12 protein-coding genes and 1 pseudogene are annotated in these 15,450 nt (G+C 67.3%); 3 read left to right on the forward strand and 10 right to left on the reverse strand.

Annotated elements, in window-relative coordinates:
• Nucleotides 1-159 precede the first annotated feature (159 nt).
• Genes ABIR74_RS02190 through ABIR74_RS02200 form a run of 3 tightly spaced genes read right to left on the reverse strand, consistent with a single transcriptional unit; the run spans nucleotide 160 to nucleotide 3,406 of the window.
• The gene (locus ABIR74_RS02190; RefSeq protein ID WP_348174976.1) at nucleotides 160-900 is read right to left on the reverse strand and encodes an SDR family oxidoreductase; all 741 of its coding nucleotides are present in this window, start codon (nucleotides 898-900) and stop codon (nucleotides 160-162) included.
• Nucleotides 897-2,156, reverse strand: coding sequence for a glutamate--tRNA ligase (gene gltX, locus ABIR74_RS02195; RefSeq protein WP_348174977.1), 1,260 nt, complete (start codon nucleotides 2,154-2,156; stop codon nucleotides 897-899). The genes ABIR74_RS02190 and gltX overlap by 4 nt, the downstream gene beginning before the upstream one ends.
• On the reverse strand, nucleotides 2,156-3,406 hold the full coding sequence (locus ABIR74_RS02200; RefSeq protein ID WP_348174978.1) for an MFS transporter: 1,251 nt from the start codon (nucleotides 3,404-3,406) through the stop codon (nucleotides 2,156-2,158). The genes gltX and ABIR74_RS02200 overlap by 1 nt, the downstream gene beginning before the upstream one ends.
• Nucleotides 3,407-3,454: 48 nt before the next feature.
• Between ABIR74_RS02200 and ABIR74_RS02205 the strand changes: the two genes are divergently transcribed.
• Nucleotides 3,455-4,300 (forward strand): deoxyribonuclease IV, encoded by an 846-nt coding sequence (locus tag ABIR74_RS02205; RefSeq protein ID WP_348174979.1) that lies wholly within the window; start codon nucleotides 3,455-3,457, stop codon nucleotides 4,298-4,300.
• Between the two features lie 49 nt (nucleotides 4,301-4,349).
• Here ABIR74_RS02205 and ABIR74_RS02210 read toward each other — a convergent pair whose 3' ends face one another.
• The gene (locus ABIR74_RS02210; protein WP_348174980.1) at nucleotides 4,350-4,763 is read right to left on the reverse strand and encodes a hypothetical protein; all 414 of its coding nucleotides are present in this window, start codon (nucleotides 4,761-4,763) and stop codon (nucleotides 4,350-4,352) included.
• Nucleotides 4,764-4,863: 100 nt separating this feature from the next.
• Nucleotides 4,864-6,180 carry an amidohydrolase family protein gene (locus tag ABIR74_RS02215; protein WP_348174982.1) on the reverse strand — a complete coding sequence of 439 codons (1,317 nt, stop codon included), beginning with the start codon at nucleotides 6,178-6,180 and terminating at the stop codon, nucleotides 4,864-4,866.
• Nucleotides 6,181-6,304: 124 nt separating this feature from the next.
• Here ABIR74_RS02215 and cax point away from each other — a divergent pair, with 124 nt between their 5' ends.
• Complete coding sequence (gene cax, locus ABIR74_RS02220) at nucleotides 6,305-7,342, forward strand: calcium/proton exchanger (RefSeq protein WP_348174983.1); 1,038 nt, start codon at nucleotides 6,305-6,307, stop codon at nucleotides 7,340-7,342.
• Here the strand turns inward: cax and ABIR74_RS02225 are convergent.
• Together ABIR74_RS02225 and ABIR74_RS02230 are read right to left on the reverse strand one after the other, a co-directional pair.
• Nucleotides 7,339-8,670, reverse strand: coding sequence for a serine hydrolase domain-containing protein (locus ABIR74_RS02225; RefSeq protein ID WP_348174984.1), 1,332 nt, complete (start codon nucleotides 8,668-8,670; stop codon nucleotides 7,339-7,341). The two genes, cax and ABIR74_RS02225, sit on opposite strands and share 4 nt — an antisense overlap.
• Nucleotides 8,663-9,706 (reverse strand): threonine aldolase family protein, encoded by a 1,044-nt coding sequence (locus tag ABIR74_RS02230; RefSeq protein ID WP_348174985.1) that lies wholly within the window; start codon nucleotides 9,704-9,706, stop codon nucleotides 8,663-8,665. The genes ABIR74_RS02225 and ABIR74_RS02230 overlap by 8 nt, the downstream gene beginning before the upstream one ends.
• 58 nt (nucleotides 9,707-9,764) lie before the next feature.
• On the opposite strand from ABIR74_RS02230, the gene rlmN reads away from it, so the two are divergent.
• Nucleotides 9,765-10,826: a 23S rRNA (adenine(2503)-C(2))-methyltransferase RlmN gene (rlmN, locus tag ABIR74_RS02235; protein WP_348174986.1), complete on the forward strand. Its 1,062-nt coding sequence runs from the start codon at nucleotides 9,765-9,767 to the stop codon at nucleotides 10,824-10,826.
• 335 nt (nucleotides 10,827-11,161) lie between these two features.
• Here rlmN and ABIR74_RS02240 read toward each other — a convergent pair whose 3' ends face one another.
• The 3 genes and pseudogenes from ABIR74_RS02240 to ABIR74_RS02250 all read right to left on the reverse strand — a co-directional run.
• Entirely contained in the window at nucleotides 11,162-13,351 is a 2,190-nt protein-coding gene (locus tag ABIR74_RS02240; protein WP_348174987.1) for an MMPL family transporter, read from the reverse strand.
• A 28-nt stretch (nucleotides 13,352-13,379) separates the two neighbouring features.
• Nucleotides 13,380-14,837 carry an aminomethyl-transferring glycine dehydrogenase subunit GcvPB gene (gene gcvPB / locus ABIR74_RS02245; RefSeq protein WP_348174988.1) on the reverse strand — a complete coding sequence of 486 codons (1,458 nt, stop codon included), beginning with the start codon at nucleotides 14,835-14,837 and terminating at the stop codon, nucleotides 13,380-13,382.
• A gap of 124 nt (nucleotides 14,838-14,961) precedes the next feature.
• Nucleotides 14,962-15,450, reverse strand: a pseudogene (locus ABIR74_RS02250) (glycine dehydrogenase); the annotation flags it as partial.

The raw sequence follows: 15,450 nt of genomic DNA on the forward strand, positions 1-15,450 counted from the left end.
CGCGCCGGCGAGCGCATCACGATCGATTACGGCTTTTAGTGCACTGCGTCCTGATTTCCACCGGAACCCCCGTAGGGGCGAGGCGCATGCCTCGTCCGGGAGCGGCCCGAGCCACTGCGAACTCGGGGGCAAACAGGCGCAACGTTGTGAGAGAACGCGCTAGCGGGCGAGCCAGCCACTGTCCATGGCAACAGGCGAGCCGGTGAACGCGCGGCCGCCCGGCCCGAGGAGGAACGCGGCGACATCCGCCACCTCTTCCGGCTCGAGCAAGCGCTTGAGTGCTTGTGGCTCGAGTAGGACGTCTCGGAGTGCCTCCTCCTCGCTGATCCCGTGACTCTCTGCGAGGGCAGCGATCTGAAGCGCCACGAGCGGCGTTCGCACGAATCCGGGGCAGAGCGCGACTGCCCTGATACCGTCGGCCGCGCCCTCGAGCGCGAGCGACTTGACGAGCCCTACGGCTCCGTGCTTTGCAGCGACGTAGCCGGCCTTGAACGGCGAGGCGATCAGGCCGTGCACAGACGCGACGACGACGATGCGCCCCTCCCCGCTCTCGCGGAGGTGCGGCCAGGCGTAGCGGGCGAGCAGGAAAGGGCTCGTCAGCAGTACCGCGAGGAGCGCATCCCAGCGATCCTCGTCGAAGCTCTCGAATGGCGAAACGTGCTGGAAGCCTGCGTTCGCGACGACCACGTCGAGCCCACCGAAAGCGTCGACGGTTGCGGCGACAGCGGCACGGTTGCCCTCGCGCGTCGAGAGATCGACCGCCAACGGCTCGCCGGGACCGTGGGGGTCGGGAACGAGATCGGCGGCGAGCACCTGCCACCCGTCGGCAACGAGTCGCTCGGCGATCGCACGGCCGATGCCGCTCGCAGCTCCCGTGACGAGTGCGCGCCCCGACGTCATCCCGCGATCGAGGCCCCGTGTCGAAGACGCGCGAGAGCGATGTCGCGCCCGACGAGCTCGATGCTCTCGTAGAGCCCAGGGGAGATCCGCGAGCCCGTGACCGCAACACGGATCGGGAGATAGACCGTCTTCGGCTTGGCCTCGAGCCGATCGCAGAGCGCCTTCAGCTGCTCCTCGATCGTCGCCGCGTCCCACGGCTCGACAGTCTCGAGCTGAATCGCAGCTTCGGTGAGCACCGTCGCGTCGAGCAATGACGGTTCCGGTTCAACGTTCGCGAAGAGGAAACCCGCGAAGTCTGCAAATTCGCCGAGGCGGCCAATCTTCTCCTGCACGATCGGCGCCGCCTCGCGAATGCGCGTCGCGTCCCACTCGCTGCCCTGCTCGCGCAGGAAGGTGACGAGCGTCTCCGCATACGCGTCGGCGCCGAGATCGCGCAGGTACATCCCGTTCATCCAGTCGAGCTTCGCGTAATCGAATGTCGCGGGACTCGACCCGACCCGCTCGAGCGTGAATCGTTCGATCAGCTCGTCCCTCGACATGATCGTCGTCTCGCCGTCCGGCGCCCAGCCGAGGAGCGCAAGGAAGTTCATCAGCGCGGACGCGATGTATCCCGCCTCGCGGAACTCGCCCACCGAGACGGCGCCGTGCCGCTTCGAGAGCTTCTTGCCGTCCTCGCCGAAGACGTTCGGCGCGTGGGCGTACACGGGCAGCTCAGCGCCGAGCGCCTCGAGAACGACGATCTGCTTGGGCGTGTTCGAGACGTGGTCGTCGCCGCGGATGACGTGCGTGATCCCGTCGACCCAGTCGTCGACCGGTGAGGCGTAGTTGTAGACAGGTCGCCCGTCGGAGCGGAGGATGACCATGTCCTCGAGTTGTTCAGCCGGGAACTCGATCCGACCCTTGATCGCGTCGTCCCAGGCGACGACGCCCTCGTTCGGCATCCTGATTCTGATCGCACCGTCGTCCTCGTACGCCTTGTCCTCCGCCACGAGGCGCGCCGCCTCGGCGCGGCAACGATCCGCGCCGTCGAGCTGAAAGCGCGTCGCACCATCCCAGTCGATGCCGAGCCAGCGCAGCGACTCCTCGATCTGCGCGACCGAGTCGGCGACCTCGCGACTCGTATCGGTGTTCTCTATCCGTAGCAGGCACTCGCCACCCTGGCCGCGCGCAAAGAGCCAGTTGAAGAGGAATGTGCGCACTCCCCCGATGTGGAGGAAGCCGGTCGGGCTCGGTGCCATGCGGACACGAACGGTCATTAGGCGGGCATTGTAGGTGCGTCGGCATCAACGGCCGCCGGTGCCCTGATCGCCCAGACGGATGGGAGCGAGAGAATCAGCGCCCAGGTGATCAGCATCACCCCCAACGAGAGCCAGAGCGTCTCCGTGACGCCGATCGCATCGGCGAGCGGCCCGACGACGGCAAACCCGATCGGCATCAGCACGAACGAGAAGAGCACGTCATACGAACTGACTCGTGACCGCAGGTTCTCTGGGATCTCCCGCTGGAACAACGTGAACCACAACGTCAGATGCACCGCTATGGCCGCGCCGCCGAGGAAGGACGCGATCGAGAGTAGCCAGACGGACGGCGCTACCGCGAGCACGAGAGTCTGCCCGGCGAGGGGAACCGCGGCGATCGTGCAGGCCACGAGCGGGCGCTTCGGGCGAATCCGCATCGCGATCACGCTCCCGGTGATCGCCCCGACGCCGCCGATCGCGACGATCGTGCCCCACGGGCCTGCACCTCCGAGGTCGGCCTTCGCAACCACAGGCCCGAGGACGATCCACGCGGTGAAGCCCAGGTTGCCGATCCCGAAGAGAACGGTCGACGCCCACAGCCACGTTCGCGACGTGAACGCCGTCCAGCCTTCGCGCAGCTCATGAAGGAAGTTTTCCTGTGCAGCCCCCTCGGCCCTTGGCGGGATCCGGATGCGCTGCAGGATCACCGCGCAGATCAGGAAGCTCAGAGCATCGATCCCGAGCGCCACCCCGGGACTTCCGGCAACGACGAGAGCCCCACCGAGCGCCGGACCGAGGATGCGAGTCAGGTTCCTGCCAAGTCCCTGGAGGGCGTTCGCCTGCTGGAGCCGGTCGGGACTCACCGTCTGGGGCACGAGCCCTATCTCGGCGGGGATGACGAGGCCGGCGCCGACGCCGTACAACGCCTGAAAGGCGACGATGGCGGCGATCGAGCCGAAGCCACCGAGCACGGCTACGGCCGTCGCGGCCTGGGCAATACCCTGGATGGTCGAGGCACCGACCATCACGATGTTCCGGGGCAGACGGTCCGAGATCACCCCGCCGAGGACGAGAACGAGAGCCTCCGCCGCCTGCCGCACCGCGAACACAATCCCGAGATCCGTGGCAGAGCCGATGTCGAGGACCGCGAACGCAATCGCGATCCCAGCGAGCCCGTCGCCGACCGTCGTGATCGCGGTACCGGTGAACAGCAGCCGGAAGTCGCGCTCCCGTAGCGCACCCAGGTTCTCTCGGAGCGAAAGTGCCACCCGGGCACCCTAGTCCGCGCGTTGGGTTGCCGCCGCTAGCGTAGGAGCATGCTCTTCGGCGCCCACGTCTCCTCCGCCGGCGGCATCTGGCAGGCGATCGATCGGGCGGAGGCGATGGGGTGCGACGCGGTGCAAGTCTTCACCCAGAGCCCGCGGATGTGGCGGCCGACGGACCACACGCCCGAGGCGGTCGCTCGCTTCCGCGAGCGCCGTGAGGAGGCGGAGATCAAGAGCGTCGTCTGCCATGCGCTCTACCTCGTCAACCTCGCGAGCCCCGATCCCGAGATCTACGGCAAATCGATCGCCGCGATGCGAGCCTCGCTCGAGGTAGCGGACACGATCGGCGCCGAAGGCGTCATCTTCCATGTCGGCTCGCATCTCGGGGCCGGGTTCGAAGCGGGTCTCGAGCACGTCGTGCCCGCTCTGAGGGAGCTGCTCGAGCTGACGACGGACGATCTCTGGCTGCTGATGGAGAACTCGGCCGGCGCTGGAGGCACGATCGGGCGGTCGACCGACGAGCTTGCTGCGATCCACGACGCGCTCGACCACCACCCCCGGCTCGGACTGTGCCTCGATTCGTGCCACTTGTACGTCTCTGGCGTCGACGTCGCCGACAAGGTGATCCTTGACGCCGCCGTCGCGGAGATCGACGATCGGATCGGGCTCGACCGGCTCCGTTGCCTGCACGTCAACGACTCGAAGGCACCGCTCGGCTCGAACCTCGATCGGCACGAGACGACCGGCGCGGGATTGATCGGCGACGAGGGCCTGCGGACGTTCCTCGCACAGCCGGCGTTCCAGGAGCTGCCCGCGATTCTCGAAACGCCAGGCCCGGATGGGCATGGGCCCGATGTGGCCGAGGTTGCGCACCTGCGGACGCTCTTCGGTAGGTGAGCCCGAGCGACCGGCTGAAGCCGGCCACCAGCTTCAGCCGGCTGACCCTCTACGGGTCGATCTGCGCGAAGACCCGGAAGCTCGGGCTCGCCACCGGCATCTCGAAGAACTCGGGGTTCCGGCAGCCCACCTCGTCGCCGCGCTGCTCGTAACACGACGCGACCTCCGAGTGGCACATCGGCAGAGGTACCCGCCGTGCGACGACCGCGCCGAAGCCTTCGCTTCGCTTCTCGGCTGCGCGCAGGAGGTCGAGGTCGATCTCGACGTCGAACACCCGCTGCATGCACCCCATGTACGTGTGCCCGAACGCCTCGTACGCATAGACGAACGCGCACGCACGCTCGATGCACGCTCCCGGGTAGACCACCTTGTCGCAATGCACCTCGCAGCGCCGACAGGAGACCTCGTCCTGCGGTCGCAGCGGGAGGTCGATGGAGGTTTTCGGCAGGGCACTGTCGCTCATGTAGGCGGAACTTTGCAGGACATTTCCCCTCCCCGCAAGACTTGACAACCGAGCAGTTTTCAGGTTGTCGCGACGCCTCTCACGCAGTGCGGTCCTGGTCTCAGGCTCCCGAGCAGACGCTGCAGCACGGAGCAGCCGGCCCCGTAGGAGGCGCGAGCTCCTCGTCGGGGCCGGCGAACTCGCCTCCGAGAGTGGGACGCGCGAGCATCTGCCCGGCGACGCCCTTACCGTCGCGGATGACGAGCCAGATCCGCTGCGGGCGCAGAAGCGTCCTGATGTCTTCGAGCGGATCACCGTCCACGACCACGATGTCCGCCGCCGCGCCCACCGCGAAACGGCCACGTTCAGGGAGCCCGAGAGCAGCCGACCCTCCCGATGTCGCGGCGGCGAGTGCGCCCATCGAACCGAGCCCTCCCTCCGCCATCCGCACGAGCTCCCAGAGATTTGCTCCCGGAGGGCCCGAGTCGAAACCCATCGCGAGAGCCACACCTGCGTCCCGGGCGGCACCCAGCGTCTCGTATGCCTCCTCGAGCTGGCGTTTGGCCTGATCGACGAGTCGGGGTAGCCACTGCGGAGCGAAGCGCTCGGCGAGATCGTGGAACGTCGTCAGCGTTGGCACGAGAACCTGGCCGCGTTCGGCCATCAGCGCGAGTAACCGCGGCTCGCGATGCAGCGAGAAGCCATGCTCGACGGTATCGACGCCCTCCTCGATCGCTAGCCGGGCACCCTCGAGCCCCTCGGCATGCGCTGCGACACGCAGGCCGAGCCGATGCGCCTCATCGATCAGGGCTGCGATCTCCTCGCGTGTCAGTTGCGCGGGCTCCGGATCTTCGCGCTCGACAGACCGGGCCCCGGTCGACATGAACTTCACGTAGTCCGCGCCGCGGCGAAGTTGCTCTCGCACCGCCCGCCGCATCGCCCACGGCCCGTCGGCCTCCACGTACATCGTCCCGAACATCTTCCCGCCCGGTGACGTGGCCGCGATGATGCGGCCACACGTCCGCACGGTCGGGCCGCGCACGAGCCCGAGCTCGATCGCACGGCGGATGACGATCGCCTCGTCGTCGTACGAGCCGACGTCGCGGACTGTCGTGATCCCCGCCTCGAGGAGCGCCGCGCACGACTGTGCGAGGAGGAGGTACCCGAGCTCACGCGGCCGGGGGTCCTCACCGTGCAGTTGCGGCGGCGGCCCGAAGCCCGGCGAGCGCTCGAGATCCGAGATCAGATGCACATGCGCATCGATCAGGCCGGGAAGGACGACCCTCCCTCCAACGTCGATCGCGCCCTCGGGAGGATCTCCGCGGGCCTCCGACACGTCGGTCAACACTCCGTTTTCCCAGGCGAGCGTGCCGTGATCGATGACGGCGCCCGTTCCAGGGTTGATCACCCGTGCGTTCCAGACTCGTTGTGACGCCACGGCTCCACCTTCACTGCGCGCGGACATCCGGTCAAGCGGGAACCGCTGCTACACGATATGTGCGGGCGCACTCGCGGTTCCGGCCACTTGACCGGATAGGCCGCCGCTAGTGTGCTGTCCAATCGTGGTACGACGCATTCTCTTCGCCGGCCTGGCCATCGGACCCATCGTCGTTGCTCTTCACTTCCTCACGGACATAGGAGACACGGCGCTCTTCGTTCTGTCGGCGCTCGCGTTGATACCGCTCGCCTGGCTGATCGGCGAAGCGACCGAGCACGCTGCGGTGCACACGGGCCCCGGGATCGGGGGATTCCTCAACGCCACCTTCGGCAACGCGCCTGAGTTGATCATTGCCCTCATTGCCGTCAACGAGGGGCTGACACAGGTCGTCCGAGGATCGCTCGCGGGCTCGGTCGTGGGAAACCTTCTGCTCGTCCTGGGCTTTTCACTGTTTGCAGGGGGCCGTGGGGAGATCGAGCGGTGGTCGAGCTTTCTCTCCTTTGGCTTGATCGCCCTCGCGATCGGGGTGTTATTGATTCCGTCGATCCCGAGCTGGAGCGGCGATCCCGATGCTCAACGGATCGTCGATCTCTCGGTGCCGGTCGCGATCGTGCTCCTTCTCGTCTACGTCTCCGTGACCTTCTACATGCTGCGGCGACACCGGATCGTTCATATCTCGACCGACGAGGAGGTCAGCGCGTGGTCGTTCAAGGCCTCGCTGGCCGTCCTGGCGGCCGCCACCGTTGTCACCGCCTTCGTCGCCGAGACCCTCGTCGGTTCCCTGGAGGAGTTCGCGCACAAGGCCGGGCTCTCCGACTTCTTCGTTGCCGCGGTGATCGTGGCGATCGTCGGTAACGCCGCGGAGCACGGCGGAGCCGTGCTCGTCGCCTACAGGGGCAAGCTCAAGCTTGCCGCCGAGATCGCCCTCTCGTCTTCCGCCCAGGTCGCTGTCTTCCTGATTCCGGCGGTGACACTGCTCTCATGGCTGATCGACCCGCTTGCCCTCGGCTTTCGCAAGGTCGAGATCGGCGCTCTGGTTCTCTCCCTCGCCGTCGTGATGGCGACGATCTGGACCGGTCGGTCGTCACGCCTCCGGGGCGGGATACTGATCGCCGCGTACGTCGGTGTTGCCGCGATGTTCTTCGTCGCGGGCGACGTTTAGGGTTTACCGAAGGTCGCCGGCGACCGCGTCAGCGGATACGTCGCGAAGTAGAGCTTCGTGATCGACCCGCTTTCCTCACGGACGGCCCGCAGCACCTCGCCGCGCTCGCGGCCTTCGACGACGCGCCAGCGGTCGGCGCCGGCAGGATCGAAGAATGAGATCGTGCGCCCCGGCGCACCACCGCGGAGCTCTGCCTGGAAGCGGCCTCCGCGAAACGACAGGATCATCTCTTCGCCCTCGGCCCACCATGAGCCGAGCATCCCGTCGAGCTCGGCCGGCGGGTCGGCAGCAGGCGACCAGAGCGCGGGTGTTCGTGGCACCCCCTCGAGGGTCGCGACGAGCAGGTCGAGCGAGAGCGCAATCGGATCGGCATTCGCGCTCGTGTTCATGAGCACGGCAGCACCCGTGCGCTCGCCGCGATCGACAACGAGCCCGGCAAGGAACCCCGGCATCGCCCCTCCATGGCCGACGAAGATCCTCTCGCCCCGACGAAACAGTTCGAGCCCGAGGCCCCATCCGAGGCTCCAGTTCCGTTCATCGGCCATCGCACGCGCGCGAGACATCAGGTCGAGGGTCGCCTTCGGCAGCACTTCGTCGTCGCCGTCTGCGAGGAACGTTCCCCATCGCGCGAGGTCGCCGGGCGTCGACCAGAGCCACCCGGCCGCCGCGGTCGTGTCGGTCACCTCCGGATCCGGCTCGTCGTGCACCGTGTCGGTATACGGATCCACGTAGTAGGGGCTCGCCTTCGGCTCGGCAGGACGCAGGCTCGTTCGCGTCAGATCGAGGGGATCGAGGACGCGCCGCTGGAGCAGCTCCTCGTAAGGCGCGCCACCGGCACGCATGACGATCTCGCCGAGTAGCGCGAAGACGAGGTTCGAGTAGTGCCACTGCTCTCCGGGCCGGAGAACGAGCTCGGCGTCCTCGAGGCCAGCGATCAGCTCCTCGCGCGACGGCGGCTCCATCGATTCCCAGATCTCGCCAGGCGGCTCGCGTTGGAGCCCGGTGAGATGGCTGAGTGCCGTCCGGATCGTCGGGCCCACGGGCGCCTCGGGAAGGTACGTGCGGAGCGGCGCGTCGAGTTCGAGCCGGCCTGCGTCGACGAGCTGCATCACGAGGACAGCAGTGAACGTCTTCGTGATCGAGCCGATGCGGTAGACATCGTTCGCTGTCGCGACACGCGAGGTAGCGACGTCGGCGACGCCGAGGACGCTTTCCCAGAGAACCTCGCCGTCACGGAAGACGCACGCCGAGACCGAGGGCATTCGCTCCGCTGCCTGGGCCGTCGCGAGAAGCAGGTCGAGCTCGGAAAGGAGCCGCTGTTCAGGCATGAACATGTTGTCGGAGCGCCTCGAAAGCGAGATCGATGGCACGGTCGATGTCCGCGTCGTCGAGGTCGAGATGCGTCACGGCCCGGATGTGCGTGTCACCGAGCGTCGGCGATAGCGCCACTCCCGCCTCCCGAAGTGTGGCGATCGTCTCGCTCTGGGAGAGGCCAAGGCGGGAGGTGTCGAGCTGGACGAAGTTCGTCTCGACGCGGTCGAGCTCGACCGGGAGGCCAGCAGCGTGCCACGCCTCCGCAAGTCTGCGTGCGCGCTCGTGATCGACCGCCAGGCGCTCGACGTGGTGGTCGAGGGCGTAGAGCGCGGCCGCAGCGATGATCCCCGCCTGCCGCATCGCGCCGCCGAAAAGGAACTTCTGACGCCAGGCTGCGGCAATCAGATCGTTCGGCCCCGCCAGAATTGCGCCAAGTGGACACCCGAGCCCCTTCGAGAGGCAGAGCGTCACGGTGTCGACCCGTGAACCGATGACGGCGGCGGGCACCCGGAGAGCGACTGCGGCATTCATCAGCCGCGCGCCGTCCATGTGCACACCGAGGCCGCCTGCATGGGCCGCGCCGACCACCGCGTCGAGGTCGTCGAGCGGCCACACGCGACCTCCCGCGATGTTGTGCGTGTTCTCGAGGACGAGCACCGCGGGCTGCTGATCGACAACGTCCTGTGCGCTTCCGGCAGCCGCGGCGACCTGAGCAGCCGTGAGCCTGCCCGCGGCTCCCGGAAGCCCGACAGTCAGCAAGCCGGCGTGCACGGCAGCACCGCCGAACTCGTACGTGAGGATGTGGGAGTGCTCGTGCGCAATGAGCACGTCGCCCGGGCGGCTATGCAGCTTGAGCGCGATCTGGTTGGCCATCGTCGCCGTGGGAAGGAACAGCGCCCGCTCCTGACCGAGGAGGACGGCGGCCCGCTCCTGCAACTCGTTGACCGAAGGATCCTCGCGCATCTGCTCGTCTCCGACCGCTGCAGCGGCGATCGCTGCGCGCATCCCTGCTGTCGGTCGGGTGACGGTGTCGGAGCGAAGATCGATCACGGCTGCCCATTCTGCACACCCCGACGGTGCGCCGCGGAGGCACGGCTACCCTCCGTGGATGGACCTGGCCCTGCTCGAGACTCACCTTTCCGATTCGGGCCAGCCCGCGTACCGTGCCCGGCAGGTCTGGGAGTGGGCAGCGCGCGGCGCGACGGGCTACGACGCGATGAGCAACGTGCCGGCCGTGCTGCGCGAAGGCCTGAGTGCCAACGTCCCGTTCTCGACGCTCACCGTCAGCGAGGAGCAGCAGGCGAAGGACGGAACGGTCAAGACACTCTTTCGCACCCACGACGGGCACCCGGTGGAGGCGGTGCTGATGCGCTACCGCGATGGTCGGCGCTCCATCTGCGTCTCCTCCCAGTCGGGCTGCCCGTTGACTTGCACGTTCTGCGCGACCGGAGCGATGCAGTTCGGGCGCAACCTGACGACGTCGGAGATCCTCGACCAGGCGCTCCACTTCCGGCGCCTCGAGGAGATCGACCACGGCAGGGCGCCAAAGCCGCGTGACACGACTCACCCGTCACGCGGCGGCGCATCGCCGCTGACGAATTGCGTGTTCATGGGAATGGGAGAGCCACTGATGAACTTCGACAACGTGATCGCCGCCGCCCGGCGGCTGCCGGATGTCGGAGTGACACCGCGACGCACGACGATCTCGACGGTCGGCTGGCTCCCAGGACTGACGCGGTTCATCGACGACGTCGACGAGCCGATTCGCATCGCGCTCTCGCTCCACGCCGCGAATCCCGCGCTCCGGTCACAGCTGATGCCGGTGAACGACCGCTATCCGCTTGCGGACGTTCTCGCCGAGCTGCACCGCTACTACGAGCTACGACGGCGCAAGGTCTACATCGAGTACGTGATGCTCGAAGGCGTCAACGACACACCTCGCCACGCAGCCGAGCTCGCCGCGATCCTCGACGAGAAGACGTTCAAGGTGAACCTGATCCCGTACAACCCGACCGGGATGTACGGCGGCTCGTCACGCGATGCGATCGCAGCGTTCAAGCACGTGCTCGACCGGGCGCGGATCCCCGCAACCGTGCGGCTCACGCGAGGCCGCGACATCGCTGCGGCCTGCGGACAGCTGGCTGCCCCACCGCGAGCCGCCCCCGTATAGACCCGTGAACGTTCGACCCTAGTGCCAGGCGAGATACATCAGTGCCAGGCGAGATGCATCAGTGCCAGGCGAGATACATCCCATCGGTCTAGCATTCACGCGCCGTTGGGTGTAAGCTCCCTCGTTCACTCCCGATCCCGTAACCCCCGGGCCGGTGAGTGAGCGCGAGCCGCGAACGCCGTCGGCCTGCAAGGAACGAGCACGCAGCTCGATCCTTTCGCGCCCGCTACGTGAGGCGGGCGGCGGTCGCCGCTCCCCCTCCTTGGCGCGCCCGTCGTCCGCCCACCTCTACCTTCGCGGTTGCGTATGGGCAGCTCGCCGCAACGCGCTAGCGATCAGGGATCGGTCTGCGGCTGCGACGCTGATGCACGCGGCTCGAGCGGGCTCGGCGTCGTCCGCAAGACGATGGCCATCCACTTCGGGAGCCACCAGTTCCAGCGACCGAGCAGCTGCATCGACGACGGAACGAGGAGCAGCCTGATCAACGTCGCGTCGATGATCACGCCCGCTGCGAGGCCGATGCCAAACAGCTTGATGTCGATGCCTGGACCCGTGGAAAGCGCGAAGAAGGCGAACATGAGGACACCGGCGCCGCTCGTGACGAGCTTGCCCGTGCGGGCGAGGCCGAGCGAGACAGCCGCGCTCGTGTCGCCGGTCTCGTCGTAGGACTCGCGGATCCGCGTGATCATGAAGACCTCGTAGTCCATCGAGATGCCGTACAGGAAGGCGAAGATCATCAACGGAACCCAGGCGAGGATGACGCCCGTTGCCTGGACACCCCAGATCGCCTCGCTCCCGTGGCCCTGCTGGAAGATGAAAACGACGACCCCGTAGGCGCAGGCGAGCGAGATCAAGTTCAGGATCACCGCCTTCAGCGGCAGGACGACCGAGCGGAACGCGCGCGCGAGGAGGATGAAGGTGAGCATGACGACGACGAGCAAGACCCAGGGGAAGCTCCCGTAGACGGCGTGCACGAAGTCGCGTTCCTCCGGGGCGGCTCCACCGAGCGTTACGTCTACTCCAGCGCCGGACGCAGCGGCGGCGGCCGGGAGCACCTTGTCCTGGAGGTTGGAAATGACATCGCGGTTCGCGATCGACGAGCTGTCGCCCTTCGGAAACGCGTCGATCAGCACTGCGTCGTCCGTGCGCCAGGAGCCACCCGTCGGCGCCGTGACCGATTCGATTCCCTCGGTGCCGGCGACGGCGGCTGCGATCGAGTCCACCTTGGTCGGGTCTGCCGTACCCTCGACGAGAACCGCGAACGGCTTGAAGACGCCCGCTGTAATCCCGGCATCCGTCAGCGCCTGCCGGCCCGCTGCTGCGTCACCCGCTGCCGGCTGTTGCGCTTGCTCGGCATCACCGGGGTTGATCTGCGAGGCGGGGATGAACAACACCATCACCACAGCGATGCCTGCGAGGAAGATGACGAGAGGCCTCCTGGCGACGATCCCCGCCCAGCGCACCCAGAACCCTGCCTCGGCGTTGTCGCGCGTGAGCAGGCGCTTCGGCATCACCCGGTAGCGGTTGATCTTCGGGCCGAGCATGCGCAGGAGCGCCGGTGTCAGCGTGATCGACGAGAGCACGCAGACAAGCGGGATGAGCAGGCCACCGATCCCGATCGAGCGAATGAAGGGGAGCGGGATGAGGAGCATGCTGACGAGCCCGATCGCGACGGTCGTGCCGGAGACGATCACCGACCGGCCGGCGTGCTCCATCGTCTCGACGAGCGCATCATCGACGGAAAGCCCCCGGTCCAGCTCTTCACGGAATCTGAAGATCATCAACAGCGAGTAGTCGATCGAGATCCCGAGCCCAACGAGCGCGACAAGGAACTGCACGACGAGCGAGACGTCGGTGACATACGTCAACGCGAGAACGCAGAGGAACGTGGTCAGGATGGACGTGACCGCCACGGCAAGAGGCATCAGCACGGCCGGCAACGTTCCGAAGACGAAGAGCAGGATGACGAGCGCGCCGATGCCGCCGAGAAGCACTTCGATGAGCACGCTTGGGCCTCCGGCCTCACCCTGGGATTGGATGATCGCGTCCACGCCGGTGACGCTCGCCGTCACGCCCTCCGGAGCGCTCGCCGCGACCGCCTCCCGCGTCTGTTCCACGGGCAAGAGCGTCGTGAACGTCGGCTCGCCGGTGGCGTAGATGTGAGCGAACATCGTCTTTCCGTCCTCCGAGACGAACGCGTCGTCCTTCGCCTCGAACCACGAGTTCGTGCGGGAGCCCTCGTTGACTCCGGCACCCGCAGCGATCGCTGCCTCGATGCCGGTCTGCTCGCGGATGTCGCCGTTCACGACGCTGAAGACGAGCACCATCGGGTACTGGCGGCCCGTGCCGAACCGGTCGAGCGTGCGTTGGTTCGCCTCGTACGCGCTATAGCCGGGGATCGAGAACTGCTGGAACCAGCGATCAGCGAGCTTGCCGGCCGCAATCGCCCCCGCAACGGTCAGGAGCAACCACAGGACGACAATTGGCCAGCGGCCGCGGATCGTCAGTCGTGCGAGCGCCTCCACCGTGCGACCCTACCGATTGGAACTGACGTTACGCGCCGGTCGGCACTCGTTCTGCGAACGCGTGCTTGACGATCGGCTCCTTCGCCGCCTTCACCTCGTCCAGTCGGCGAACGGGCCGTGAGTGCGGCGCGCCTTTCAGCAGCTCCGGGTTCTCCGCTGCCTCGCGCGCGATCGTCTTCATAACGGAGATGAACGCATCGAGTCGCTCCTTCGGCTCGGTCTCCGTTGGCTCGATCATCAGCGCCTCGGGAACGACGAGCGGGAAGTAGATCGTCGGCGGATGGACGCCGTAGTCCATCAGCCGCTTCGCGATGTCGAGTGCGGTAACCCCGTATTCCTTCTTCAGCGCGCGGGCCGAGAGCACGAACTCGTGCATGCAGAGGCGGTCGTAGGCGACCTCGTAGTCGTCCTTGAGCTCGGCGAGGAGGTAGTTCGCGTTCAGCACCGCCGTTTCGGACATCGCCTGGAGGTCGGGGCCATACGCGCGCATGTAGGCGTACGAGCGCACGAAGACGCCGAACGGTCCTGCAAATCCGCGCACGCGGCCGATCGACTTCGGGCGATCGCGGTCGAGACGGAAGACATCGCCGTCACGCACGACCTGCGGTGAAGGCAAGAACGGCTCGAGGTCGGCGCGCACCGCGACCGGCCCACCTCCTGGGCCGCCACCGCCGTGAGGCTGCGAGAACGTCTTGTGGAGGTTGTAGTGGACGATGTCGAAGCCCATGTCACCGGGGCGGGAGCGGCCCACCACGGCATTGAGGTTCGCTCCGTCGTAGTAGAGGAGCGCGCCGTTCTCGTGGAAGATGTCCGCCACTTCCGCAATGCCCTCGTCGAAGAGGCCCACGGTGGACGGGTTCGTCAGCATCAACCCTGCAGTCCGCTCGTTCACCTTTGCGCGCAGGTCGTCCAGGTCGAGATTGCCGCGCTCGGTCGTCGCGACCTTCTCGAGCTTGTACCCGGCCATCGTCACGCTCGCCGGATTCGTGCCGTGCGCCGTATCGGCCGTGATGATCGTGTCGCGCTGCTCGCCCTCGCCGCGGTCGGCGAAGTAGGCACGCATCAGCATCAGCCCGGTGAGCTCCCCCTGCGAGCCTGCAGCCGGCTGCAGCGTCACGGCCGGAAGGCCTGCCACCTCGGAGAGAATCTCCTGCAGCTCCCACATCAACTCGAGCGCGCCCTGTGCGCCGTCATCCTCCTGGTGGGGATGCAGGTTCGCGAACCCCGGCAATGCGACAACGCGCTCGTTGACGCGCGGGTTGTACTTCATCGTGCAGGAGCCGAGTGGGTAGAAGCCCGTATCGATTCCGAAGTTCCGGTCGGCGAGGCTCGTGAAGTGGCGCACGATCTCGTTCTCCGCCAGCTCGGGCAGCCTGGGTGGGCTCGTCCGTGCGAGCGCAGCCGGCACCTCGGGTACGGGTAGGTCGTAGCTCGGTACTCGCCCTGCCCGGCGGCCCGCCTGGCTCTTCTCGTAGATCAGCTCCATTCGAATCCACCCCTCGTCGCCTCGCAAAGATCCCCGTAGGGGACTGGCGAATGCCTGTCCCGGGAGCGGCTCCGGCCGCAATCAGCAACAGGGGCTGATAGACGGATGCCCGGGAGAGACCGCACTAGCCACACACCTCCTCGAGCACGGCCGCGAGGCGGTCGACGTCGGCCGGTGTTCGCTTTTCGGTCAGCGCGACGAGGATCACGTCGTCCATGGCCTCGTAGTCGCGTCCGAGGCAGTAGCCGGGATGCACGCCCAGGGCCCGTGCCTCGCGAATGACATCTCGTGCGGGCCGCGGCGTGCGGAATGCGACCTCCTTGAAGAACGGCTGCTCGAACGCAACGGGGAGCGCGATCCGCTCCTTCGCATACGCGGCGAGCGACATGCACGTCTCGCCGAGCTCACGGAGCCCCTGCGGCCCGAGCCACGCGAGCGTGACAAGGCCGCCGAGCGCGAGCAGCGTCTGGTTCGTCGTCATGTTCGACGTCGCCTTCTCGCGGCGAATGTGCTGCTCGCGCGTCTGCAGCGTCAGCACGAAGCCGCGGTCGCCGTCGAGGTCGGTCGTCTGCCCGACGATCCGGCCGGGCATGCGCCGGATGAAGTCGGTGCG

The organism is Gaiella sp. (genome assembly GCF_039915195.1).
Taxonomy (GTDB): Bacteria; Actinomycetota; Thermoleophilia; order Gaiellales; family Gaiellaceae; genus Gaiella.

Coding starts and splice junctions, on each gene's coding strand:
- ABIR74_RS02225 (WP_348174984.1), bottom strand. CDS start 8,670: ATGCCTGAACAGCGGCTCCTTTCCGAGCTCGACCTGCTTCTCGCGACG.
- ABIR74_RS02210 (WP_348174980.1), bottom strand. CDS start 4,763: ATGAGCGACAGTGCCCTGCCGAAAACCTCCATCGACCTCCCGCTGCGA.
- rlmN (WP_348174986.1), top strand. CDS start 9,765: ATGGACCTGGCCCTGCTCGAGACTCACCTTTCCGATTCGGGCCAGCCC.
- ABIR74_RS02190 (WP_348174976.1), bottom strand. CDS start 900: ATGACGTCGGGGCGCGCACTCGTCACGGGAGCTGCGAGCGGCATCGGC.
- gltX (WP_348174977.1), bottom strand. CDS start 2,156: ATGACCGTTCGTGTCCGCATGGCACCGAGCCCGACCGGCTTCCTCCAC.
- ABIR74_RS02205 (WP_348174979.1), top strand. CDS start 3,455: ATGCTCTTCGGCGCCCACGTCTCCTCCGCCGGCGGCATCTGGCAGGCG.
- gcvPB (WP_348174988.1), bottom strand. CDS start 14,837: ATGGAGCTGATCTACGAGAAGAGCCAGGCGGGCCGCCGGGCAGGGCGA.